At 34.3% G+C, this 25649-nt stretch carries 17 protein-coding genes; 16 read left to right on the top strand and 1 reads right to left on the bottom strand.

What is annotated here, in order from left to right:
• Positions 1 to 118 precede the first annotated feature (118 nt).
• Genes E1J38_RS03190 through queG form a run of 3 tightly spaced genes read left to right on the top strand, consistent with a single transcriptional unit; the run spans position 119 to position 2368 of the window.
• A complete protein-coding gene (locus E1J38_RS03190; RefSeq protein WP_133355881.1) occupies positions 119 to 334 on the top strand; it encodes a hypothetical protein in 216 nt (71 codons plus the stop codon).
• A 48-nt stretch (positions 335 to 382) separates the two neighbouring features.
• A complete protein-coding gene (gene ruvB / locus E1J38_RS03185) occupies positions 383 to 1405 on the top strand; it encodes a Holliday junction branch migration DNA helicase RuvB (protein ID WP_133355882.1) in 1023 nt (340 codons plus the stop codon).
• Positions 1406 to 1444: 39 nt separating this feature from the next.
• Positions 1445 to 2368 (top strand): tRNA epoxyqueuosine(34) reductase QueG, encoded by a 924-nt coding sequence (gene queG, locus E1J38_RS03180; protein ID WP_186525816.1) that lies wholly within the window; start codon positions 1445 to 1447, stop codon positions 2366 to 2368.
• On the opposite strand, the gene E1J38_RS03175 is transcribed toward queG, so the two are convergent.
• Positions 2365 to 3402: a LacI family DNA-binding transcriptional regulator gene (locus E1J38_RS03175; RefSeq protein WP_133355884.1), complete on the bottom strand. Its 1038-nt coding sequence runs from the start codon at positions 3400 to 3402 to the stop codon at positions 2365 to 2367. The genes queG and E1J38_RS03175 overlap by 4 nt on opposite strands.
• A gap of 171 nt (positions 3403 to 3573) precedes the next feature.
• On the opposite strand from E1J38_RS03175, the gene E1J38_RS03170 reads away from it, so the two are divergent.
• The 13 genes from E1J38_RS03170 to E1J38_RS03110 all read left to right on the top strand — a co-directional run bounded on the left by E1J38_RS03170 (position 3574) and on the right by E1J38_RS03110 (position 25565).
• Entirely contained in the window at positions 3574 to 6201 is a 2628-nt protein-coding gene (locus E1J38_RS03170) for a TonB-dependent receptor (RefSeq protein WP_133355885.1), read from the top strand.
• A gap of 95 nt (positions 6202 to 6296) precedes the next feature.
• On the top strand, positions 6297 to 6665 hold the full coding sequence (locus tag E1J38_RS03165) for a glutaredoxin family protein (RefSeq protein ID WP_133355886.1): 369 nt from the start codon (positions 6297 to 6299) through the stop codon (positions 6663 to 6665).
• 1 nt (position 6666) lies between these two features.
• On the top strand, positions 6667 to 8019 hold the full coding sequence (locus tag E1J38_RS03160) for an MFS transporter (protein WP_133355887.1): 1353 nt from the start codon (positions 6667 to 6669) through the stop codon (positions 8017 to 8019).
• Positions 8020 to 8039: 20 nt separating this feature from the next.
• A complete protein-coding gene (locus E1J38_RS03155; protein WP_255449775.1) occupies positions 8040 to 8978 on the top strand; it encodes a carbohydrate kinase family protein in 939 nt (312 codons plus the stop codon).
• Positions 8979 to 8986: 8 nt separating this feature from the next.
• Complete coding sequence (gene gtfA, locus E1J38_RS03150) at positions 8987 to 10549, top strand: sucrose phosphorylase (protein ID WP_133355888.1); 1563 nt, start codon at positions 8987 to 8989, stop codon at positions 10547 to 10549.
• Between the two features lie 102 nt (positions 10550 to 10651).
• A complete protein-coding gene (locus E1J38_RS03145; RefSeq protein ID WP_133355889.1) occupies positions 10652 to 12949 on the top strand; it encodes an NADP-dependent malic enzyme in 2298 nt (765 codons plus the stop codon).
• A gap of 50 nt (positions 12950 to 12999) precedes the next feature.
• Positions 13000 to 13581, top strand: coding sequence for a Holliday junction branch migration protein RuvA (ruvA, locus tag E1J38_RS03140; RefSeq protein ID WP_133355890.1), 582 nt, complete (start codon positions 13000 to 13002; stop codon positions 13579 to 13581).
• 6 nt (positions 13582 to 13587) lie between these two features.
• The gene (sov, locus tag E1J38_RS03135; RefSeq protein WP_133355891.1) at positions 13588 to 20826 is read left to right on the top strand and encodes a T9SS outer membrane translocon Sov/SprA; all 7239 of its coding nucleotides are present in this window, start codon (positions 13588 to 13590) and stop codon (positions 20824 to 20826) included.
• Between the two features lie 64 nt (positions 20827 to 20890).
• On the top strand, positions 20891 to 21271 hold the full coding sequence (gene gcvH, locus E1J38_RS03130; RefSeq protein WP_133355892.1) for a glycine cleavage system protein GcvH: 381 nt from the start codon (positions 20891 to 20893) through the stop codon (positions 21269 to 21271).
• Positions 21264 to 21638, top strand: a complete 375-nt coding sequence (locus E1J38_RS03125) for a VanZ family protein (protein WP_133355893.1) — start codon at positions 21264 to 21266, stop codon at positions 21636 to 21638. Before gcvH ends, E1J38_RS03125 begins: the two co-directional genes overlap by 8 nt.
• A 61-nt stretch (positions 21639 to 21699) precedes the next feature.
• Entirely contained in the window at positions 21700 to 22419 is a 720-nt protein-coding gene (locus E1J38_RS03120) for an energy transducer TonB (protein ID WP_133355894.1), read from the top strand.
• A 138-nt stretch (positions 22420 to 22557) separates the two neighbouring features.
• Positions 22558 to 23328, top strand: coding sequence for an energy transducer TonB (locus tag E1J38_RS03115; RefSeq protein WP_133355895.1), 771 nt, complete (start codon positions 22558 to 22560; stop codon positions 23326 to 23328).
• A gap of 137 nt (positions 23329 to 23465) precedes the next feature.
• Positions 23466 to 25565, top strand: coding sequence for a gliding motility outer membrane protein RemB (locus E1J38_RS03110; RefSeq protein WP_133355896.1), 2100 nt, complete (start codon positions 23466 to 23468; stop codon positions 25563 to 25565).
• Positions 25566 to 25649: the final 84 nt, after the last annotated feature.

Raw genomic sequence — 25649 nt, 5'->3', positions numbered from 1 at the left:
TTTATTTGATTATGCCTTTCTTAAACAGAAAGGCTTTTTACATATGTTTTTATCATTCGTTAATTTCCAAGTAAGTCATTTGTTTTACTTATTTTTATCATATTAAATTTATAAGGAAATGATGTATTATATAGCTGCAATAGCTATGTTTGTGTTAGTTGGTTACATTATTCACAAATTAGCTTATAAAAGGTTTGAAAAATTAAATGGAAGAAAACCAAAAAGAAGAGAACTTTATAGTATTTATCACTGGGAGAGTGTTCTTGGGTTGAGTGCTGTAGTCATTCTTATACTTGTTTATATTCTAAAAATCTCGAATGTTTTACCCTTATAAATGTTTTAAAAGTCCGAATTTTCAATCGGGTGAAGTCACACTATAAAAATGAACGAAAACTTAAACCCATCCAACGAAAATTATTCTTCAGAAGAACTAGATGTAGAAAAAAAGCTAAGACCATTAGCTTTTGATGATTTTACGGGTCAGGATCAGGTTTTAGAAAATCTTCAGGTTTTTGTGCAGGCAGCTAACCTACGTAGCGAAGCCCTAGATCACACATTATTTCATGGTCCACCGGGGTTAGGTAAAACGACTTTGGCGCATATTTTGGCCAATGAGTTAGATGTAGGTATAAAAGTAACTTCTGGACCAGTATTGGATAAACCTGGAGATTTGGCTGGATTGCTTACTAACCTTGAAGACAGAGATGTGCTGTTTATTGATGAAATTCATCGATTAAGCCCCATTGTAGAGGAGTATTTGTATTCAGCCATGGAGGATTATAAAATTGATATCATGATTGAATCTGGGCCTAATGCTCGTACTGTTCAGATTAATTTAAATCCGTTTACCTTAGTTGGAGCTACTACCCGTTCAGGACTATTAACGTCTCCAATGCGTGCTCGTTTTGGAATTCAAAGTAGGTTAGAATATTATAAAACGGATTTGCTCACTACAATAATACAACGTAGTGCTGCTATTTTAGATGTTCCTATTTCCATGGAATCAGCCATTGAAATTGCGGGTAGAAGTAGAGGAACACCGCGTATTGCTAATGCCTTGTTACGTCGTGTTCGAGATTTTGCACAGATAAAAGGAAACGGTAGTATCGATATTAAAATAGCAAAATTTGCATTGGAAGCACTAAATGTTGATGCCCATGGTTTAGATGAAATGGATAACAAAATTCTGTCTACCATTATTGATAAATTCAAAGGTGGCCCTGTAGGAATAACCACTATTGCAACAGCAGTCAGTGAAAGCTCTGAAACAATTGAAGAGGTTTATGAACCTTTTTTAATTCAACAAGGATTCATTATGCGTACCCCTCGCGGACGTGAAGTAACGGAGTTAGCTTATAAGCATTTAGGAAGAATAAAAGGAAATATTCAAGGAGGGTTGTTTTGATACATAGTGTCATACTGAATTTATTTCAGCATCTTAATGATGGGAGCAAAATCTAAATATACAAAACTCATCAAGACCGAAGCAAAACGCCTCGGTTTTTTGTCTTGTGGCATTAGTAAAGCAGAATTTTTAGAAGAAGAAGCGCCGCGTTTAGAAAAATGGTTAAACCAAAACATGCATGGGGAAATGCAGTATATGGAAAACCACTTTGATAAGCGTTTAGACCCCACTAAACTGGTAGAGGATTCAAAAAGTGTAGTGTCGTTGCTTTTGAATTATTTTCCAAGCCAAGAGCAAACAGCCAACAGCTATAAGCTTTCTAAGTATGCCTATGGTACAGATTATCATTTTGTAATAAAAGACAAATTAACAGCACTGCTGCACTTTATTCAAGATGAAATTGGAGAAGTTCACGGACGCGCTTTTGTAGATTCTGCCCCAGTTTTAGATAAAGCATGGGCGGCAAAATCAGGTTTGGGTTGGATTGGAAAACACAGCAATTTATTAACTCAACAAGTAGGCTCCTTTTATTTTATAGCCGAATTAATTATAGATTTAGAATTAGAATACGATACACCTGTAACCGGCCATTGTGGTACCTGTACCGCTTGTATTGATGCTTGCCCCACAGAAGCTATTACAGAACCTTATGTAGTAGATGGGAGCAAATGTATTTCCTACTTCACAATAGAATTAAAAGAAAATATTCCATCAGAATTTAAAGGCAAGTTTGATGATTGGATTTTTGGGTGTGATGTATGTCAAGATGTTTGCCCATGGAATCGGTTTTCAAAACCACACAATGAGCCTTTGTTCAATCCACATCCAGAATTATTATCAATGTCAAAACAAGATTGGGAAGAAATTACAGAAGAAACATTTCGTAAAGTTTTTAAAAATTCGGCAGTAAAGCGAACTAAATTCAATGGTTTAAAAAGAAATATCAATTTTTTGAAAGATTAAGAAATAGTATTTTTAGTAGATGCTCTAACAATTAAATCGGTTTTTAATACAACGGTTTTAGGTTCAAATGTTTTTCCTTTTTTAAGTGCTTTTATTTCCTTTAAAAGTTGTTTAAATGCCATTTTTCCCATTTCAACCCCAGGTTGGTTAATAGTTGTCAGGCTAGGAGATATTACTGAAGACATAAACCAATTACTAAACCCAACTATACTGATGTCGTCAGGAATTTTCACACCCATTTCTTGAAAAGCAGTCATAGCGCCTATGGCTACCAAATCGGTATTTATAAAAATACCATCTACGTCATCGTGGTCTGTCAATAATTGTTCTGCATTTTTTTTACCCTCTTCAAAACTCATGTCGCCACATTCACAAATATATACCAAGGATGGGTCGTAAGGTATGTTATTGTCTAGCAATGCTTTTTTGTAACCTAAAAATCTATCAATAGAGTTTTGTGGCAACAGTGCGCCTCTAAAATGAGCAATGCGCTTACAACCAATATCTATTAAATGCTGGGTGGCGGTATAAGCAGCTTTTCTATCATCAATAATAATTTTTGAGCATTTAACTATTTTGGCAATTTTATCAAACATCACTAAAGGTTTTCCTTGAGCAATGATTTCATTTAAGTGATCGTATTTTGCTGTTCCATTGGCTAATGAGATGATAATACCGTCAACCCGTTGGCTTAACAATAATTCAACTTGTTTTTTTTCTAATTCATATGACTCATCAGATTGAAGAGTAATAACTAAATACCCTTTTTTTTCAGCTTGCGAAATAATACCTTTAATAACGTTTGAAAAGAAATGGTGAACAATTACAGGTATAATTAAACCAATGGTTTTAGATTCTCTTTTTCTTAGGTTAACTGCAAAAGCATTAGGTTTATAATTAAGGGTTTTAGCAAGTTCTTTTACTTGCAGTTTTGTTTTTTTGCTAACATCTGGGTAATCCTTTAATGCTTTTGAAACAGTTGTTACAGAAATATTTAGTTGTTCTGCAATATCTTTTAGTGTAGCAATTTTCATTAAAAAGGTAGTTTTGAAAAAACTAAAATATATAAAAAAACTCAAATCGAAAACGTTTTCGTTACTTTCGAAAACGTTTTCGATTAAGAATTACATAAATTGTGTTTCATATAAATATAGATTTGGCAAAAATTAACTCAATAATTTATTGAATAACTAAAAAAGACAAAAATGAATGCAATTAAAAAAAGTACGTTTTTATTAGTATTGATGTTGTTATCAACAAGTGCATTAATGGCACAATCAATATCAGGAAACGTTAAAGACGAAGCAGGTATACCCTTACCAGGTGTTAATGTTATTTTAGAGGGCACAACTAAAGGTGCTGTTACAGATTTTGATGGAAACTATAGTATTGATAATGTAGAAAATGGAGATTATAGATTATCTGCCACGTTTTTAGGCTACGCAAAGTTTTCGCAAAGCATTGTAGTTCAAGGGAATGATGTGACAGTGGACATCATTATGAAAGAAGATGCGCAATCTCTAGATCAAATAGTTGTAACGGGTGTTGTGAATCCAAAATCTAAAATTGAATCCAGTGTCTCTGTTTCTACAATGGATGTAGAGCTTATAGAACAAGCAGCTCCAAGAAGTGCGGGAGAGCTGTTTAGAAACATACCAGGTATACGTGCAGAATCATCTGGAGGTGAAGGTAATGCCAATTTTAATGTTCGTGGTGTACCAATTTCTTCTGGTGGTTCAAGGTACTTTCAAATTCAGGAAGACGGGTTGCCGCTGAACTTATTTGGAGATACATCTTTTGGTAATGCCGACAACTTTTTAAGAATAGATTCTAATATAGGACGAGTTGAAGCCATTAGAGGAGGTTCAGCATCTACGCAAACATCTAATGGTCCAGCGGGTATCATTAACATGATTAGTAAGACTGGTGCTAAAGAGGGCGGTTCTTTAGGAACTACGTTTGGTTTAGATTACCAAACAAGCAGGTTAGATTTTGAATATGGAGCGCCATTAGAAAATGGATTGTCTTATCACTTTGGTGGTTTTATTAGAACAGGTGAAGGCCCAAGAGAAATTGGATATCAAGGTAATAAAGGTGGGCAGTTTAAAGCAAACCTTACCAAAAGATTTGATGCGGGTTATGTGCGTGTATACACAAAACTATTAAACGATAGATCTGTAATGTATCTACCAATGCCAATGTTATTGGAAGGCAGTAATGATGACCCAACGTTTTCTAACTTGCCAGGTTTTGATATTACTAGCGACTCACAACACTCAGCATATTTACAGCAGAGTGCTGGTACAAACCCTTTTGATGGCGGTGGAAGACATGTAAACGATGTGAGAAACGGTAATAACCCAGTATCTCAATCGTTAGGCGCAGAGTTTTCTTTTGATTTAGGAGACGACTGGAAAATAGCTGGTAAAGCACGTTATTCTAATAATAGTGGCGAATGGGTGTCTCCATTTACAGCTGCCGTAGGAACAATTTCTGAAATAGAAACAACAGCAAGAGATGCTTCAAACGCTACAGGTGCTTTGGTGTATGCTGATGGTGATAGAGAAGCTTTTAATCCTTCTAACGGGTTAGCGCAAATTATACACATGTTTGATGTTACTGTTGATGATTTAAGTAACTTTTTTAGTGATGTAAAAATTTCTAAAAAGCTAAGTGATAATGTTGGTCTAACTGCTGGTTTATTTACCGCAACACAAAATACAAAAATAGGATGGCAATGGAGTTCATTTATTTCTGAAGTTAAAGGCGGAGGAGAAGCAAGATTAGCAGATTTTGATGGTTTTTCTAGAAACGGGCAGTATTCTTATGGTACACCAGTATGGGGTAACTGCTGTCAACGTAGATATAACACGGTACACAATGTAAATTCACCTTATGTTGGTGTAGATGCAGCAATTACTGAAAAGTTAAATTTTGATGGAAGTATTCGTTTTGAAAATGTTAATGTAAATGGTACAATTGTAAACGGTCCATCAAGTCAAGATGCTTATGATTATGATGGTAATGGAACAATTGAAGGTATAGAGCAAGTGGTGCCAGTTATTGCTGGAAATGCAGGACAAATAGTAAATGACGATTATAACTTTGTATCGTATTCTGCTGGTTTGAATTATAAATTAAACGAAGGTTCAGCAGTATTTGCAAGATATAGTTCTGGTGCTTCTGGAAGAGCTGCAGATAGAAATAACTATGGTACTGATGGTAAAGCAGATGTACAGTATGATGAGGTGTCTCAATTAGAAGTTGGTTTCAAGAAAAGATTAAATAATGGTGTGCTTAACCTTACTGGGTTTATGAGTAATACAGATGAAGGGTTAAGTAATGAATTAAACAGATCAGTAGGAAACCCGTTTAAGGCTTTAGGTTTGGAGGCTGAAACAGCACTTGCCTTTGGAGAGAATATTAACTTTAATGGTTCTTTTACTTGGACAAAAGCAGAAATTGATGGAGGCGACAATAAAGGGAATACCCCAAGAAGACAGGCCGATTTAGTATATAATCTATCACCATCATACAACTTTGGTGAAAACAGTCAGCATGGAATTGCTTTAAGTGTTTTAGGAACATCAAAATCTTATGCTCAAGATGATAATGATTTAGTAATGCCAGCTTATGCTTACTTTAATTTAATTGGAAGAGTTGGTTTAACAAAAGGACTTTCATTAGTATTAAGTGTAAACAACCTTTTTGATACTGTTGGTATAACAGAAGTAGAAGGAAATGGAGATGGAACTTTTGGTTCAAATCGTTTAGTAAGAGCAAGATCAATCAGTGGTCGTTCTTCAACATTATCGTTACAGTACAAATTTTAAGATTAAGTTTAGTTTGAGTTGAGTTTGTTAATAAAAGAGTTGGGGTTTAATTTTAAGTTCCAACTCTTTTCATCTTTAACAAAAAGTATATAAATATGAAATTTTTTGTATTATCATTTGTATTTGCTTTAATTGGTCAAGGTGCATACAGTCAAACTAAACCAGTAGATTCGGTTGCAATTAAGAGTTTAAAAACTAATAAATTAATTGTTTACGGTAGTGATACATGCCATTATTGTATTGATGCCAAATCATTTTTAAAAGAAAAAAATATAGCGTTTACATATTACGATGTTGATGTAAACCTTGAGAAGCAAAACGAAATGATTGTAAAGTTGCAAAAGGCAGGAATATTGCTTGATGCCATATCACTTCCAATTGTAGATTTAAACGGAAAGTTGATAATGAATAATGTTTCGGATTTTGATGGCTTTCTAATAAAACTAATAGAAAAAACTGAATAAGATGAAAATAGCAAAACCAAAATTATCCTTTTGGCAAATATTCAATATGAATGTTGGTTTCCTTGGCATTCAGTATAGTTTTGGGCTGCAACAAACTGCCGTAAATCCTATCTTTTCTTTTTTAGGTGCAGAGCACGACCAACTGCCTTTATTAAATCTAGCAGGTCCAGTAACGGGTTTAATTATACAACCTATTATTGGAGCCATTTCAGATAAAACTTGGTCGCCACGTTGGGGAAGACGTAAACCTTTCTTTTTGATTGGGGCATTATTAGGTAGTTTGTGTTTGTTTGCATTTCCCTTCAGTCCAGCTTTGTGGTTTGCCGTCGGTTTACTTTGGATTTTGGACGTAGGAAACAATATGGCAATGGAGCCATATAGAGCTTTTGTAGGGGATAAACTGCCCAACAGTCAGTTAAGTTTTGGGTATCAAATGCAAAGTTTGTTTGTTGGTGCTGGTATAGTTTTGGCAAATGCTTCCATTTTTATTTTTCAAGATTGGTTTGGTGGTTCAGAGGAGGTTGCCGAAAGTATAACCTCCATTCCAAAATGGTTGTACTATTCCTTTTTTATTGGGGCTGTTTTGTCCATTTCAACCATTCTTTGGTCTGTTTTAAAAACACCAGAAATACCACCAACAGAAGAAGAGTTAGAGGATATAAAAAAGCATAATGCTTTATCACTTTCAGCAAGAATTAAAGCACCCATTTTAGAAATATTAGATGCCATAAAGGATATGCCAAAATTTATGTGGAAACTATCTGCGGTGTATTTGTTTCAGTGGTATGCCTTGTTTGTGTATTGGCAATTTATTGCACCAATGTTTAAGGAAAGTATGGGGTTTGATAGCTCACAGGCCTTGAGTCAAGCTGCTAAAATGAACACAACCTACAATATTTCAACCATAGTTTTCGCTCTGGCACTTGTACCATTAGCGTTAAATTATGGCGGTAAGAAAGTATATGTGCTGAGCCTGTTTTTAACAGGAATTGCAATGCTTAGTATACCATACATACAAGATTCACTTTTGGTTATTTTACCTATGATTTTATTTGGTATAGGATGGGCGGCTATGATGGGTATACCCTATTCTATGGTGTCTAAAATTGTGCCTCAAGAGCGACGCGGCGTGTATATGGGGATTTTGAACATGATGATTGTGATTCCAATGGGAATTCAAACATTAACATTTGGACCTATTGTAAAAAATCTATTAAGCAATAGTGCAGTTAATGCTATATTATTTGGAGGTGTATTTTTTGTCATAGCTGGTGTTCTAGCATTGAGGCTCAAACAACCAAAATCTGTTGAAGGAGATGATGACGATATTATTTCGGCAGGTGGCGGACATTAATTTTAATAAGAAAAATTGTTTTGAAAAATAATATAAAGAATATAGATATTTTATGTATTGGAGAGGTCTTAGTTGATTTCATTGGACATCAATCAGGAGTTCAAATCAATAATACAAGAGATTATCACCGATATTTAGGAGGTTCACCCGCAAATGTTGCCATGAATTCAGCACGATTAGGTTTAAAATCTGTTATGGTAGCCACTGTTGGAGATGATGGTTTTGGCGAGTATATTTTTGAAAGACTCGCTGCAGTTGGTGTAAATACAAATCACATTAAAACAATAAGTAACAAACCCACAAGTGTTATTTTTGTTTCAAAAACAGATAGCACTCCAGATTTTATTCCTTTTAGAAAAGCGGATTCTTATATTCTAGAAAATCAAATTTCAACAGACTTACTTTCAAAAACAAACATATTTCATACAACGTGTTTTGCTTTGAGTAAAGCCCCTGCACAAACTACCATTTTAAAAAAGGCCGAAGAAGCATTTAATTTGGGATGCAAACTAAGCATCGATGTAAATTATGCTAAAAAGTTATGGGGAAGTCAAGAAGAAGCGCTTGAAATTATAAAGTCATATTGTAAATTCAATCCTTTGGTAAAGATTAGTGAAGACGATATGCTTAGACTTTTTGAGCAAAAACTGCCACACGAAGATATTTTTAATTTTTTCCATTCAGAAGGGGTTGACACAGTGTGCTTAACATTGGGAAGCAAAGGCGTAAAGTTGTCTCAAAAAGGGAAAAGTATTATTCAATTACCTGCAATACAAATTGATGTTGTGCAAGACGCAACAGGTGCTGGTGATGCCTTTTGGTCTGGTTTTTTGTTTGCTTATATTAAAGAAAAACCAATTGAAAGATGTTTAGAAATGGCACTTCAATTAGCGGCGCTAAAACTTCAAAATGTAGGCAGATTACCTGATAACATAAACATATTATCTGAACTTTTATAAACCAAAAAATGTCAAACGATTCTAATATTACAAATGGTGTTATGCTTAATGCATATCCAGATAGTATTGGCAACAATTTAAGCGATTTAGTTGCTGTATTGAAAAAACCAGAATTTAAAGACGTTTTTTCACTTTTCTATGTACTTCCAACATTTTTTAATAGCGATTTAGATAGAGGGTTTTCTATTATTGATTATAACATCAACGAGGATTTGGTTTCAAAGTCTGATTTAGAGGATTTAGAAGCACTAAACATTCAATTAAAATTTGATATAGTGCTAAATCATTTATCCGTAGCTTCTCCACAATTCAAAGATTTATTAGAAAAAGGAGAAACCTCTAAATACAAAGATTTTTTTATCAATTGGAACACCTTTTGGGAAGGTCATGGCGATTTAAACGATGATGGGGTTATTATTCCTGAAAAAGAATATCTTGAGAAGTTATTCATGCGAAAATCGGGTTTACCTATCCTAAAAGTACCTTTCCCTGATGGTACGGAACAACCTTATTGGAATACGTTTTACCAAAAAGTAAATGAAGATTTGAGCATTTTAGGGCAAATGGATGTTAATGCAAAGTCTGAATTGGTTTGGGAATTTTATGAAGAAACATTGGCTCAATTAAAAGAATTTGGTTGTAAAATATTACGATTAGATGCCTTTGCCTATTTGCACAAAGAGATTGGTCAGTCAAACTTTTTTAATAAACCAGGAACTTGGGAATATTTAGAGCGTATTAAACACATTGCCGATAGATATAATTTAAAACTGTTACCTGAAATCCACGCAGAATATGGTTCGTATTTACATGATGAAGTGGCTAACGAAGGATATCAAATCTATGATTTTTTTCTACCAGGTTTGATGATTCATGCCATTGAAAAAAAGGATAGCAAAGCATTAATAACTTGGGCTAAGGAAATCATTCAAAAAGGATACAAAACAGTTAACATGTTAGGATGCCATGATGGAATTCCTGTTCTAGATTTAAAAGGGAAACAAGTGAATGATGTGTTTAACAAAGGTTTGCTTGAAGATGAAGATATAGAAGATATCATGAATACCGTTTTAGAGCGTGGAGGTCGCGTGAAAAACCTCTACGATGCTTCAGGAAAAAAGATATCCTATTATCAAGTAAACGCTACCTTTTTTAGTGCTTTAGGTGAGGATGAGCAAAAATTGCTCTTAGCAAGAGCTATTCAATTGTTTATGCCAGGGATACCACAAATTTGGTATCTCGATATTTTTGCTGGAAAAAATGATTATGAAGCTGTTGATAAAGCAGGAAGTGGTGGACATAAGGAGATTAACCGAACTACGCTTTCAATGCAAGATATTGAAGAGGGCTTATCAAAGAATATTGTTCTTAATCAACTAAAACTTCTAAAATTACGAAATACATCAAAAGCGTTTTCTGGGTCTGTAAGATTTAATGAAACTTCAAACAAAATAGTTGATATAAAATGGGTTAATAAAAATGAATTCGCGCATCTTAAAGCTAACCTTGATACATACAGTTTCATTATAAATTACTCAGAAGCAGGAGAAACTAAATTTTACTCTTTTTAAATTATATCTTTTCTAGGTTTAGAACGAAACATCAAATTCCTAAAAGAATAAGCATTGCTTCAATAGGATTGTTATATTTGGAGATTCAAATTAATTATCCTTATGAGCGAAGAAAGTAAACGTAGAGAGGCACTAATATACCATGCAAAACCCACTCCAGGAAAAATAAAAGTTGTTCCAACAAAAAAATATGCAAGTCAAAGAGATTTGTCATTAGCATATTCTCCGGGTGTAGCAGAGCCTTGTTTAGAAATTGAAAAGGATAAAAATCAAGTTTATCGTTATACTTCAAAAGGTAATCTGGTTGCTGTAATTTCTAACGGCACAGCAGTTTTAGGCTTAGGGAACATAGGCCCTGAAGCTTCAAAACCAGTTATGGAAGGAAAGGGGCTTCTTTTTAAAATTTTTGCTGATATTGATGTATTTGATATTGAAGTAAACACCGAAAATGTTGATGAGTTTATAAATACAGTAAAAAATATAGCACCAACTTTTGGAGGGATTAATCTTGAGGATATCAAAGCACCGGAAGCTTTTGAGATTGAGAGACGCCTTAAAGAGGAATTGGATATTCCTGTAATGCATGATGACCAACATGGAACTGCTATCATTTCAGCAGCAGCATTATTAAATGCCATTGAACTTACTAATAGAAAAATGGAGGATGCTAAAATTGTAATTAGTGGTGCTGGTGCTGCAGCCATATCGTGTTCCCGTTTGTATCAAGCATGTGGTGCTAAAAAGGAGAATATGGTGATGCTTGATAGCAAAGGTGTCATAAGAAAAGATAGAGAGAATCTTACTTCAGAAAAAGCTGAATTTGCCACTCATAGAAAAATAGATACTCTAGAAGAAGCCATGAACGATGCTGATGTTTTTATTGGACTATCCATGGCAAACATCGTAAGTCCAGATATGTTACTGACTATGGCAAAAGATCCTATAGTGTTTGCTATGGCAAATCCAGACCCTGAGATAAAGTATGATTTAGCTGTGGCAACCAGAAAGGATATTATTATGGCTACCGGACGCAGCGATCATCCTAACCAAGTAAATAACGTTTTGGGATTTCCGTTTATCTTCAGAGGAGCTTTAGATGTGCGAGCTACGGCAATTAATGAAGAAATGAAAATGGCCGCAGTGAAAGCACTAGCTAAACTTGCCAAAGAGCCAGTTCCAGAACAAGTTAATGTAGCTTACGGGGAAACAAGATTAACATTTGGAAAAGATTACATAATACCTAAGCCATTTGATCCGCGTTTAATTGCAGAAGTCCCACCGGCAGTAGCAAAAGCTGCTATTGAAACAGGCGTTGCCAAAAAGTCAATAAAAGATTGGGAAAAGTATCAAGACAATTTACTACAGCGTTTAGGGTCAGATAATAAGCTGGTTAGGCTATTACTTAATAGAGCTAGATTAAACCCTAAGCGTGTTGTTTTTGCTGAGGCAGATCAGTTGGATGTATTAAAAGCAGCCCAAATAGCTTATGAAGAAGGTATTGCTAAACCTATTTTGTTAGGAAGAACCGAAACCATAAAAGAACTTATGGATGAGATTGATTTTGATGCAGATATACCAATTATAGATCCCAAAACAGAAGAAGAAAATCCTAGAAAGAATAGATATGCTAAAGTGTATTGGGATCAACGTAGACGAAGAGGAGTGACCTATTACTCGGCACAGCGATTGATGCGCGAGCGTAACTATTTTGCTGCTATGATGGTGAATGAAGGGGATGCAGATGCTCTGATTTCAGGGTATTCAAGAAGTTACCCAACGGTTGTAAAACCTATGTTAGAGCTTATTGGAATGGCTCATGGTGTCACCAGAATAGCAACAACCAATTTAATGATGACCAAACGTGGTCCTTTATTTTTAAGTGATACCTCCATAAATATTGATCCTAGTGCAAAAGATTTAGCAAAAATAGCGCAAATGACGGCATCAGTTATAAAACTTTTTGGCATGGAACCTGTTATGGCCATGGTAAGTTATTCAAATTTTGGATCTTCAATTAATGAGAGAGCTTCTAAAGTTCGCGAAGCGGTAACTTATTTACATCGTCATTTCCCAGATATGGATGTTGATGGAGAACTTCAAACAGATTTTGCTTTAAACGATGAGATGCTTAGAGAGAAATTTCCGTTTTCCAAATTAGTCGGCAAAAAGGTTAACTCTCTGGTATTTCCAAATTTAGATTCAGCTAATATCACCTATAAATTATTAAAGGAGTTGCATGAGGCAGACTCTATAGGACCTATTATGATGGGGATGCGAAAACCAGTACATATTTTGCAACTAGGTGCTAGTGTAGACGAAATTGTAAATATGACTGCTATTGCTGTAATTGATGCACAACAGAAAGAAAAGCAAGCCCTGGAAAATAGTAAAAAGAAGTAATTTAGTGTAAATAATTTTATTACATTTGGTTCGTTAAGGGATTACAATAAATGATAACGCATATTCAAGGGAAACTTACTGAAAAAAATCCAACACATGTAGTTATTGATTGCAACGGGGTAGGGTACATAATTAATATCTCTTTACATACCTACTCTCAAATTCCAGATAGCGAAAGCTTAAAATTGTTCACGCACCTGCAAGTTAGGGAAGATGCACACACTTTGTATGGGTTTTCATCTGTGGCCGAAAGAGAGATTTTCAGGTTGTTAATCTCAGTAAGTGGTGTGGGAGCAAATACAGCACGTACCATGCTTTCGTCATTAACACCTAAACAAGTTAGAGAAGGAATTGCCAATAACGATGTGGAATTAATTCAGTCTATAAAGGGTATTGGAGCCAAAACAGCGCAACGAGTTATTTTAGATTTAAAGGATAAAATTTTAAAAATCTACGATATTGATGAAGTTTCGGTTTCTCAAGGCAATACCAGTAAAGATGAAGCGTTATCTGCTTTAGAAGTGCTTGGTTTTGTAAAGAAGCAAGCTGAACGTGTTGTGGATAAAATTATGGCCGCACAACCAGAAGCTGATGTTGAAACCATAATTAAGCAGGCTTTAAAAAATTTATAAAAGATTTTGAACAGAACCACCCTCAAATTTTATAAATCGCTTGAACAATTAATACTTACAGTTTTTTTGCTGCTTTGTTCATTGGTTTCCTGGTCTCAAGAAATCCCCCAAGACTCGGTTAAAACAGGTTATAGTAGAGGAACTATTAAGGCTCCAAACCCCAATAGTATTGAATCTAAATACACATACGATCCTGTAACCGATCGCTACATCTACACAGAAAAGATTGGAAGTTTTAATATAAAATATCCCGTTATTTTAACTCCAAAAGAGTATTATGAGCTTGTTGCTAAAGAAAATATTAAGTCTTATTACAAAGAAAAGGTTGATGCTTTAAGTGGGAAAGCTGATGAAGACGGACAAAGGAACTTGTTACCTGAATTTTACGTTAAATCAGATCTTTTTGAAACTATTTTTGGTGGAAATACTATTGAAGTAGCGCCTCAAGGATCTGTTGAAATGGATCTAGGAATATTGTTTTCAAAACAAGATAATCCTTCTTTTTCGCCAAGAAATAGAAGTAATTTTACATTTGACTTTGATCAGAGAATTAATTTAAGCTTAATTGGTAAGGTAGGAACAAGGCTTCAGGTGAATGCCAATTATGATACCCAATCTACTTTTGATTTTCAAAACCTAATCAAGTTAGAATATACTCCAACAGAAGATGATATTATTCAAAAAATAGAAGTTGGTAATGTGAACATGCCCTTAAATAGTTCTTTAATTACAGGGGCACAGAGTTTGTTCGGGGTTAAAACCCAACTACAGTTTGGAAGAACAACGGTAACAGGCGTTTTTTCAGAACAAAAATCGCAAGCTAATACAGTAGTTGCTCAAGGGGGAGGAACTGTTGAAGAGTTTGAATTATTTATTAGAGATTATGATGAGAATCGTCATTTCTTTTTAGCACAGTATTTTAAGGATACATACGATACCTCTTTAGCAAACTATCCATTTATAAACAATAAAGGTTTGCAAATTACTAGGATAGAAGTTTGGGTGACCAATAGAAGTAATAGAACAGATAATGTTAGAAACATTGTGGCGCTTCAGGATTTGGGAGAATCTAGTAGTGACCCAGATAAAATAGGTTCGGTAGTTAACATCTTTTCGCCAGATGCCTTACCAGATAATACAAATAATGCATTTGATCCCACAAATATTGGAGGAGCCAATTCTCAAATCACCGATGCTATTAGAGATGTAGCTACTGTACAATCTGGGTTTTTAGTACCCAATATGAGAGAAGGATTTGATTATGGTAAGTTGGAAAATGCTAGAAAACTTATTGATGGTCAAGAATATAATTTAAATAGGGAACTAGGTTATATTTCTTTAAACCAACGTTTAAATAATGATGAAGTTTTGGCTGTGGCATTCCAATATACACTTGGAGGAGAAGTATATCAGGTTGGTGAGTTTGCTAATGATGGTGTGGATGCAACTAATGTTACAACTAATAACACAGGTCAAGTAACAGCTGTGGTAAATACCAATTTGGTGTTGAAAATGTTAAAAAGTGCCGTTACCAACGTAGATCAGCCTGTCTGGAATCTAATGATGAAAAACATTTATGATACGGGTGCTTATAATTTAAGTCCAGATGATTTTAAATTGAATATTTTTTATAACGAAGCCTCGCCTTTAAACTTTATAACACCAGTGGGAGCTAGTTTTGATTTGGATATTAATGGAAATCCAGTTAGTGCAAGTACACCTGAAGAGAATTTACTAGAAAATGTGCCGTTATTAAGGGTTTTTAATTTAGATAAACTTAATTTTAATAATGACCCACAAGCGAAAGGAGATGGGTTCTTTGATTTTTTTCCTGGGATAACTGTAATACCCCAAAACGGGAAAATTGTTTTTACTAGTGCAGAGCCATTTGGTGAGTATCTTTTTAATGTGTTAGGTGGCGGCGATTATAAAGATGACCTGAGTTATAATGACAATCAGAAAAAATATGTATATGACATATTATATAAAAGTACCAAAACGGCTGCTTTAGAAGAGGTTGAAAAAAATAAGTTTAAACTAAGAGGACGCTACAAGTCCTCTGGTGGTGATGGAATTCCATTGGGTGCGTTTAATGTGCCAAGAGGTTCGGTAAGAGTAACTGCTGGGGGTAGAGTGCTTGTTGAAGGTATAGATTATACAGTTAACTATCAGTTGGGACGTGTTCAAATTTTAGATGAAGCTTTAAAAGCTTCTAATACACCTATTGAAGTATCTACTGAAAACAATGCTGTCTTTGGTCAGCAAACTAGACGTTTTACCGGACTCAATGTAGAACATAAGTTTAATAAAGATTTTGTTTTAGGCGCAACACTCTTAAACCTTAATGAGCGCCCAATAACTCAAAAGGCAAATTACGGTACAGAACCAATTAATAACACTATTTTTGGTATGAATGGTAACTATGCTACCAAAGTACCTTTTCTAACCAGATTGGTTAATAAGCTACCTAATATTGATACTGATGCAGAATCTAATCTTTCTCTAAGAGGAGAATTTGCATATTTAGCACCAGGGGCGCCAAAAAGAACCAATCTTAATGGAGAAGCTACCTCATATATTGATGATTTTGAGGGTACTCAAAATGCCATAGACTTAAGAGCGCAACAATCCTGGTTTTTATCTAGTAGGCCATTAGATTTAACAAACTCACCTGGTGATGATAACAATGGTATTCAAAATGGTTATGGTAGAGCCATGTTAAATTGGTATACTGTAGACCCTATTTTTTACAGTAGTCAACGTCCTGGAGATGTATCGGATAATGATGTGTCAGATATATTTACTAGTAGGGTATTTATTGATGAGCTTTTTCCTCAAAGAGATTTGGTTCAAGGTCAAAACGCTACTATTTTTACATTAGATTTAACGTATTATCCTAATGAAAGAGGACCTTATAACTTTGATCCTACAACAGCCAACGGAATTATTAATAATCCAAGTGAAAGTTGGGCTGGAATTACAAGACAACTCACTTCTACAGATTTAGAGCAGGCTAACGTAGAGTATATAGAGTTTTGGTTACAGGATCCATTTCAGGAAAACCCCTCAAATCCAGGAGGTAAGTTGGTTTTTAATCTTGGTAATGTTTCAGAAGATATTATTAAAGATGGCCGTAAACTTTATGAAAATGGATTGCCAGATGATGGCGATGTGAGTTTGTTGCCCGCTACTGCTTGGGGTACGGTGGTGCCCCAGAACCAATCATTAATTTATGCTTTTGATACTACAGGAGATAAAAGAGATAACCAAGATGTGGGGTATGATGGCTATGATGATGTAGAAGAAGCTGCTGTTTTTGGTTCTAATTTTGGATCGGATCCAGCAAATGACAACTATACATATTTTTTAAACGCTTCGGGTAATATTTTTGAGCGTTATAAACAATACAATGGAGTTCAAGGTAATACCCCCGACACCTTTACCAATACCGACAGAGGCGCTAATACGCAACCTGATGTAGAAGATATCAATCGAGATAATACTATGAATACTATTGATAGTTATTATGAGTATGAACTTGATATTACCAGACAAAATTTACCTCAAGATCAGGCTGAATTTGAAAACTTGCCAAATTCAAATCCATTAAAAAGTTTTTTAAGAGATTTTAAAAATAGACCAAGAACACTTCCTAATGGTGAAACTAAAAATATCAGGTGGTATCAGTTAAGAATTCCTGTTCAAGGAAGTCATGTGAAATCTGTTGGAGGTATCAGTGATTTAAGATCGGTTAGGTTTGTGAGAATGTATCTTAAAGAGTTTTCAGAAAAAACCGTTTTTAGATTTGGTACGCTTGATTTAGTTAGGAGTGATTGGAGGCGTTTTAATCAGGCATTAGATAAAAATGACCCTACACCAGAAGATTCACAAACAGATTTTTCTGTAGGTGTTATTGGAACCATTGAAAATGAAGGAATATATAAGCGGCCACCAGGAATAGAACCAGAGGAACTGTTTAATAATAATACTGTTATTGAACAAAATGAGCAGTCATTGGTTGTTAATGTATGTAATCTGGAAGTAGAGGATTCAAGGGCCGTATTTAAAAATATAAACATTGATATGCGCCAGTTTAAGCGTTTGAGAATGTTTATGCATGCTGAAGATGATGAAAATGGAGGTTTAGCTAGTGATGAATTGGTTGGGTTTATTCGTATTGGAAATGACCTTAATGATAACTTCTACCAAATTGAATTACCATTACAAGTGTCTACATCTACTACCAGAGAGGGACTTTGGCCAGAGGAAAATGAAATTAATTTACCAATTGAGTTATTAGGACAGATTAAATCTAATGGTATTTCAGATGGTACTCTAACAAATGAAGATCCAACATTTTATGATGTAGTTGGAAACGATTTAGTTCCTGTTAGTGACCCTTTTTCTGGGTATATTGCTGGTCAGCATAGAATTGGAGTTAAGGGTAACCCTAACTTTGGAGATGTAAGAACCTTAATGGTTGGGGTAAAAAATGCAACTAATCGAAATGATGTGTGCGCCCAAGTGTGGTTTAATGAGCTTCGTTTATCAGATATGGATAACGAAGGCGGTTGGGCTGCTGTTGTGAGTATGGATGCCAATGTAGCTGACTTTGCTACTATTAGTGCTACGGGTAGACAAAGCACCTCTGGGTTTGGATCCATTGAGCAAGGACCCAGTCAGCGTAGTCTAGAAGATGTTAAACAATATGATGTTGTTACTAATGTACAAGTAGGACAACTGTTACCCAAAAAATGGGGTATTCAAGTGCCATTTAATTATGCGCAAAGCGAAGAGTTAATAACGCCAAAGTACGATCAGTTTTATGAGGATTTAACTTTAGAATCTAGAATAAACGCCGCTAATAGTAATGAAGAACGCGAGACTATAAAACAGCAATCTGAAGATTACACAAAAAGACAGAGCATCAATTTTATAGGTGTTAGAAAAGTACGGACTTCAGAAGAAAAAACACCACGTTTTTATGATGTTGAGAATTTAACACTTAACTACTCCTATAATAAAGTTGAACACAGGGATTTTGAAATTGAAAATTCGGTTAATAAAATGGTTAGGGTAGGAGCTAATTATGCTTTCAATTTCAATCCTATTAAAATTGAACCGTTTAAAAAGAATGACTCTTTATTTACTGGAAAATATTGGAAATTATTAAAAGATTTTAACGTTAACTTATTGCCTACAAGTTTTACAATTAATACGGATATTAATAGACAGTTTAATAGACAGAAATATAGGGAAATAGATTTAGGAGGTTCTAACATAGGCATTGAAGAATTATTTAGAAGAAACTATAGTTTTGACTTTCAATATACCATAAACTATAATGTAACAGATGCATTACAATTTAACTTTACAGCCTCAAATAATAATATAGTTAGAAATTATTTTCTTAATGATGATTTAATAGCCGGAGAGCAAGATAAAAATTTAGATGTTTGGGATGGGTTCTTTGATGTGGGTGACCCCAATAGACAAGTGCAAAACTTAGGGTTAACCTATCAATTACCAATCAAAAAGATTCCTGCTTTTAGTTTTATAGATGCAACATATCAGTATAACGGAACATTTCAATGGCAAAAAGGCTCTGATTTGTATGGAAATATTGAATTGAATGGGCAAACCTATGATTTAGGAAATACCATTCAGAACTCTAATATGCATACAATCAATTCATCTTTAGATATGAATAGTTTGTACAAATACATTGGTTTGGTTAAAAAACCAGTTAGAAATGTTAGGCGAGCTAATCCAGGACCTCCAGGTGCAAATACTAACAACGCTAATCAAAAAAGACCAAAAAATAAATCAGCTACTAAAATTTTAAATGCAGGTGTTGATATTTTAACTAGTATTAAGCGTATTCAATTTAATTATTCCGAAAATAACGGAACCTTTTTGCCAGGTTATACGCAAACACCTGGTTTTATTGGAACTTTAAAACCTTCGGCAGGATTTACTTTTGGAAGTCAAAGCGATGTAAGATTTGAAGCTGCTAGACGAGGCTGGTTAACATTATTCCCAGAGTTTAATCAACAATTTTCAACAACTAACACCAAAAATTTTGATTATGCCGCTACTTTAGAACCTGTAAGAGATTTAAAGATTGATGTGGTAGGTAGTAGAGCGTATTACGAGAATTACACTGAAAACTATAGGGTTGATGAAATTGGAGGCGTTTTTCAGTATCAATCGTTAACCCCAAATACTTTCGGTAACTTTAATATATCTACAATGCTCATAAAAACGGCATTTAGCAAAAGTGATGAAACAAACTCAGATGTCTTTAATGATTTCAGAGCTAACAGGCTTAAAATAGCTGAGAGGTTAGCTGAAAAGTTTTATGGTAATACCACCTATGCTAGAAACCCAGATGACGGTTTTCCCCTAGGTTTTGGTAAAAATAGTCAAAAGGTATTGTTACCAGCATTTTTGGCAGCCTACCAAGGGCAAGATGCTAACAGTGCCAAGTTAACTGCTTTTAGAGACGTGCCTATTCCTAACTGGGATTTGAAATATACTGGTTTTATGAAATTTAATTGGTTTAAGAAACGGTTTAAACGTTTTTCATTAACCCATGGATACCGTTCGGGATATACCATTGGTCAGTTTAGAACTAATTTGAATTTGAATACAAACCCAAATGACAATGAGGCTCCTATACCAGAAGTTGATTATGCTAATCAGCCACAAGAAGCATTGGACCAATCGGGTAATTTTAAAAGTGAACGTCTTTTTAGTAGTGTTAATTTAGTAGAATCCTTTAGTCCCTTGGTTAGATTGGATTTCGAGATGAAAAACTCTATAAAAATCCTGACCGAAATAAGAAGAGATCGTATGTTATCATTGAGTTTTGATAATAATTTGCTCACAGAGGTTTTAGGCAACGAATATACACTTGGATTGGGATATAGAATTAAAGATTTAAGTATCCGCTCAAAACTAGCAGGTCCACAAAAGCGAATTGTAAGTGACTTGGATATGAAAATGGATATTTCTGTTAGAGATAACAAAACCATTATCAGATATTTAGATTTAGAGAACAATCAAGTCACATCTGGGCAAACCATTTGGGGCTTAAAATACACTGCAGACTATGCATTTAGTAGAAATTTAACTGGTATTTTTTATTTTGATTATGCGTTTTCAGAATACGCAATTTCAACAGCATTCCCGCAAACTACAATCAGGTCTGGCTTAACGCTCAGGTATAATTTTGGTAATTAAGTGTTATCAGTTTGAAATTATAATTTGAATAAATACTTTTGCTTAAAATAATAACTTAGATAAAATGAATATTCCATCAGAATTAAAATATACAAAAGACCACGAGTGGGTTAGTGTAGAAGGAGATATAGCAACCATTGGTATTACAGATTTTGCACAGAGCGAATTAGGTGATATTGTTTATGTTGAAGTAGAAACAGTTGATGAAACTTTAGAAGCCGATGAGGTTTTTGGGACTGTTGAAGCTGTAAAAACTGTGTCGGATTTATTCTTGCCGCTTTCTGGTGAAATAATTGAGTTTAATGAAGCTTTAGAAGATGAGCCTGAAAGCGTAAATTCAGACCCATATGGAGATGGTTGGATGATTAAGGTGAAGTGTTCAGATTTGTCAGAAGTAGATAACCTAATGTCTGCAGATGATTATAAAGCCTTAATAGGTGCTTAAAAAAACGGTTTTTGTAGGCACTCTGGTCTACACATTCTTTATAATTACAGTTAGTTTAATTAAACTTAACAACCTTCCAGATGTTAAGATATCTTTTGGAGATAAAATATTTCATTTTTTAGCCTATGCTGTTCTAACAGTATCATGGTTTTTTTCGTTTTCATTTACGTTCAATGTAAAAATAAAAAAGGCACTTTTATCAGCTGGGTTGTTGTCAATTATTTTTGGTATAATTCTTGAAGTACTTCAAGAAAGTTTTACAGAATTTAGATCTTTAGATATTTATGATGCTTTAGTAAATACATTAGGGGTATTGATGGCATCAGTAGTATTATGGAATGCAAAAAGTTTACACGTTAAAAACTAATAAACTCTTGCTTTTTTGACAAATAAATAGTTATTTTAGCAACCTTGATAAACGATTAATTATGGAACCGAAAAAAAGTACAAAAGCAAATGTAGGACGTAATAGCTCTCTTTACTTCGCAATTGGTTTGGCATTAATGTTATTTTTAACAAATTTCGCCATCAATTATAAAACTTATGATAAGGAAGCTATTGATATTGGTCAATTGGATTTAGGAGATGAAGATGATGAAGAAATTCCAATCACAGAGCAAATACAAACGCCACCACCACCGCCACCACCGCCAGCGGCACCAGAGGTGATAGAAATTGTTGAGGATGAAGAAGAAGTAGAAGAAACCGTTATAGAATCAACTGAGGCAGATCAAGAAACTGAAATTGTTGAAGTAGAAGAAGTTGTTGTAGAAGAAGTTGAAGAAGATATAGACGTACCTTTTGCAGTTATTGAAAATGTGCCAATTTTTCCAGGTTGTGACAAGGGAGATAACAATGCTAAAAGAGCATGTATGTCAAAAAAAATATCAGATTTTGTAAATAAAAAATTTAACACTGATTTGGCAAGTGACTTAGGTTTGTCTGGAAGACAACGTATCAACGTTATCTTTAAAATTGATAAAACAGGTAACGTAACTGGTATTCGTGCTAGAGCTCCGCATCCAGGCTTAGAAAAAGAAGCCAAAAGAGTTATTGGTTTATTACCTAAAATGCAACCAGGTAAGCAACGTGGTAAACCTGTGAATGTTCCGTATTCTTTACCAATTATATTCCAAGTACAAGATTAATTGAATCTCAAGTTTTAAGACATTTAACTTAGTCAAAATATTCATATAAAATCCCGTTACAAAATATGTAACGGGATTTCTTTTTGGTATGCTTCTTGTGATTTTATCATAATATTAACATTTAATCTATAATTAATTATGAGAAATCTAAAAGACTCTAGCAGTGTCATTCGGCAAAATGAAGCTGCAAAAAAATCAAAAAAGCATGATGCAAATTTACAAAAAAACTCTACCCTCTACTTCCAAGTTGGGTTAATAGTTTGCCTTTTGGTAACCTATGGGTTATTTGAAATGAAGTTTGAAACTACCATTCCAACAATAGCTGAGAGATGGGAACCTGATGATAATTTTACTATTGAAATTCCAGTAATAAAACCAGAACAAAAATCCTTTGCTGAACCCGTAGTTAAAAAAAGGGTTGTAAATCCTACAAAATTTATTCCTATTAAAGATAATCCTCCTACAGTTATTGAAACGCCCATTCAAACCAACGCCCTACCTCTAAATCCAGATGATATTGTTTTAGTGAACCCCCCAGTTGATACCCCACCAGTAGATTTTATTAAAGTTGAAGAAGTGCCTGTTTTTCCGGGTTGCGAAAAGAAGAAAGGAAGAGAGGCTAAAAGTAAATGTATGTCTGAAAAAATAACCAAACTTATCCAACGTAAGTTTGATGTTGAGTTAGCTAATGAATTAGGACTTATAGGTGTTCAAAAAATACAAGTGCAATTCAAAATTGATAAAATGGGCAAAGTGACCGAAATAAAAACACGAGCTCCGCATCCGTTGCTTAGTAAAGAAGCCGAAAGGGTTGTAGATTTAATTCCAGACATGATACCTGGTAAACAAAGAGATAAACCTGTAGCAGTAAGGTATAATTTACCCATAAACTTTAAAGTACAGAATTAGGTTATAGGTTATCCAACAACTTATTAGAATTCATAACCGCTATCAAACCTATTGGTGGCGGTTTTTGATTGTTGATAAAATCGTCTCGTCAAAAAAATATATTATCTTTCAACTTTAAATCAATTCTTAGTTTTTACATGAAAAGATTTGTTGTCCTATGTCTGCTTTTTCTTCAGTTCTTTGCACATTCTCAAGAGGAAATTTTAAATGAAAAGCCACCAGTTTTTCCAAATTGCGAAAGGGAAAAGATTGATTCCTTACAACATTGCTTCGATAAAAATGTTTATAATCATATTTATGACAATTTTAAAGTGCCCGAAAAAGTTTTTGATGAGAACTATAAAGGTAAAATAGTAGTGCTATTTGAAGTAGACGTTACGGGAACTTTTAAAGTAATATATGTTGATGCTATTTACAACGAATTAAAAGAGGAAGCCAGACGTGTTTTTGAAACATTCCCAAAAATTACACCTGCTACTTACAATGGGAGAGGTACTTTTAAACAGTATTCCATTACAATACAAATCCCATTGGTAAAACAAGAACCAATAACACAAGATTTAGAAACAGAAAAACAGGTTTCTAAATTAGAAGAAGCTTCAAGGCAAGAGTTTGATAAAGTCAATAAAGGCTTGCAGCCCTATAATAACAAACGTTTTTCTAGTGAATTAAGCATACAATTTACACATAGTGACTATGCGCAGTTTGATAGAGCTATGAATATATTGGGAACAAATAGTCACACAGCGTCCAAACCATTTTTGTATAGCGATGTCTCTAAATATTATGATTTTGAAGCTCAATATGAAAACCTTCAAAAAAAGGCTAATACATGGGCAGGGAAAAAACTCTGGAATGAACATTTAGTGCAAATTCAAGGAAAAGATTATTGGTTTACAATAGATCCTGTTTTCGATTTACAAGTTGGTAAAGACACAGATGCTGATTTTAACTCAACCTATAATAATACAAGAGGTTTTGTAATACAAGGTGGCTTGGGCAAAAAGTTTAATTTTTACTCGGCTGTTTTTGAAAGTCAGGGGCGTTTTGCAGATTATGTGAATAGATATGCTGAAAGTTTAAAGGCATTTGGACCAGATCCGGCCATTATTCCCGGACGTGGTATCGCTAAACGGTTTAAATCAAATTCTTATGATTACCCTGTAGCAGAGGCATACTTATCATATTCACCTGGAGATTTTTTGAATATACAATTTGGGCACGGAAAGAATTTTATTGGTGATGGTTATCGTTCGTTATTGTTAAGCGATGTAACCAGTCCACACCCATTTTTAAAACTCAATACCAAATTCTGGAAATTAAAGTACACCAATACGTTTATGTGGATGAAGGACGTTAGAGATGAGGTAGTTCAAGATAAAGCCTTTTTAACCAAATATGTGGCTAACCATTACTTAAGTTGGAATGTATCTAAACGTTTTAATTTAGGTTTGTTTGAATCGGTGCTTTGGACGAACAGCAACAACAGAGGCTTTGATGTAAACTATCTAAATCCCATTATTTTTTACAGAGCTATTGAGTTCGAAACGGGTCAAGGTGCAGGTAATGCTTTGTTAGGAGCCACTGCTAAATATAAGTTTAGTGATAATGTAAATGTTTATGGGCAATTTATTTTAGATGAGTTTTCTTTAAGTGATATTAAAGGCGGAGAAAAAAGTTGGAAAAACAAATATGGTTACCAGATAGGAGTTAAATATTACAATGCTTTTAAAGTTGATAATCTGTTTTTACAGTTGGAGTATAACAGAATTAGACCTTATACCTATTCACACAATACCATTGTATTAAATTATGCACATAACAACCAACCTTTGGCACATTTATGGGGGGCGAATTTTAGTGAATTGATTTTAATAGGCCGATATCGTTTAAATCGCTGGTTTGCCGATGCTAGATTTATTTTTGGGAATCGAGGCTTCGATTTTAATAACAGCACAGATAATTTTAATTACGGAGGCGATATTTATAGAGTAGAAGGAGATAGGCCATTTGATACAGGTGTTGAAATTGGTCAGGGTATAAAAACCAAGTTCTTTTACGGTAATTTGCAGGCTGGTTATGTGGTTAATCCCGCTTCAAACCTAAAATTGTTTACAGATATTACGTTTAGAAATTTTGATCCTAACGCCACCACAACAAGTACTTTCAACAACAGTGCGGTTTGGTTCAATTTTGGATTAAGAACTGATCTTTTTAATTGGTATTTCGATTTTTGACAATATCATACTGAACTTACCTGTGTTAAACTTGCTTTAGCTTTTAAGTTGTGTCATTTTTGTAATTAATCCTATTGCCAAAAT

The organism is Seonamhaeicola sediminis (assembly GCF_004358095.2).
In the GTDB taxonomy this organism is placed as follows: Bacteria; Bacteroidota; Bacteroidia; order Flavobacteriales; family Flavobacteriaceae; genus Seonamhaeicola; species Seonamhaeicola sediminis.
Note: the sequence above shows the minus strand (reverse complement) of the source record. Positions and strands in the feature narration are given on the sequence as shown.

Excerpts from the sequence above, each read along its gene's own strand:
- E1J38_RS03160 (WP_133355887.1), top strand. The coding sequence starts at position 6,667 with ATGAAAATAGCAAAACCAAAATTATCCTTTTGGCAAATATTCAATATG.
- ruvA (WP_133355890.1), top strand. The coding sequence starts at position 13,000 with ATGATAACGCATATTCAAGGGAAACTTACTGAAAAAAATCCAACACAT.
- E1J38_RS03120 (WP_133355894.1), top strand. The coding sequence starts at position 21,700 with ATGGAACCGAAAAAAAGTACAAAAGCAAATGTAGGACGTAATAGCTCT.
- ruvB (WP_133355882.1), top strand. The coding sequence starts at position 383 with ATGAACGAAAACTTAAACCCATCCAACGAAAATTATTCTTCAGAAGAA.
- E1J38_RS03170 (WP_133355885.1), top strand. The coding sequence starts at position 3,574 with ATGAATGCAATTAAAAAAAGTACGTTTTTATTAGTATTGATGTTGTTA.
- E1J38_RS03145 (WP_133355889.1), top strand. The coding sequence starts at position 10,652 with ATGAGCGAAGAAAGTAAACGTAGAGAGGCACTAATATACCATGCAAAA.
- E1J38_RS03165 (WP_133355886.1), top strand. The coding sequence starts at position 6,297 with ATGAAATTTTTTGTATTATCATTTGTATTTGCTTTAATTGGTCAAGGT.
- E1J38_RS03190 (WP_133355881.1), top strand. The coding sequence starts at position 119 with ATGATGTATTATATAGCTGCAATAGCTATGTTTGTGTTAGTTGGTTAC.
- E1J38_RS03115 (WP_133355895.1), top strand. The coding sequence starts at position 22,558 with ATGAGAAATCTAAAAGACTCTAGCAGTGTCATTCGGCAAAATGAAGCT.
- E1J38_RS03175 (WP_133355884.1), bottom strand. The coding sequence starts at position 3,402 with ATGAAAATTGCTACACTAAAAGATATTGCAGAACAACTAAATATTTCT.
- gcvH (WP_133355892.1), top strand. The coding sequence starts at position 20,891 with ATGAATATTCCATCAGAATTAAAATATACAAAAGACCACGAGTGGGTT.
- gtfA (WP_133355888.1), top strand. The coding sequence starts at position 8,987 with ATGTCAAACGATTCTAATATTACAAATGGTGTTATGCTTAATGCATAT.
- E1J38_RS03110 (WP_133355896.1), top strand. The coding sequence starts at position 23,466 with ATGAAAAGATTTGTTGTCCTATGTCTGCTTTTTCTTCAGTTCTTTGCA.
- queG (WP_186525816.1), top strand. The coding sequence starts at position 1,445 with ATGGGAGCAAAATCTAAATATACAAAACTCATCAAGACCGAAGCAAAA.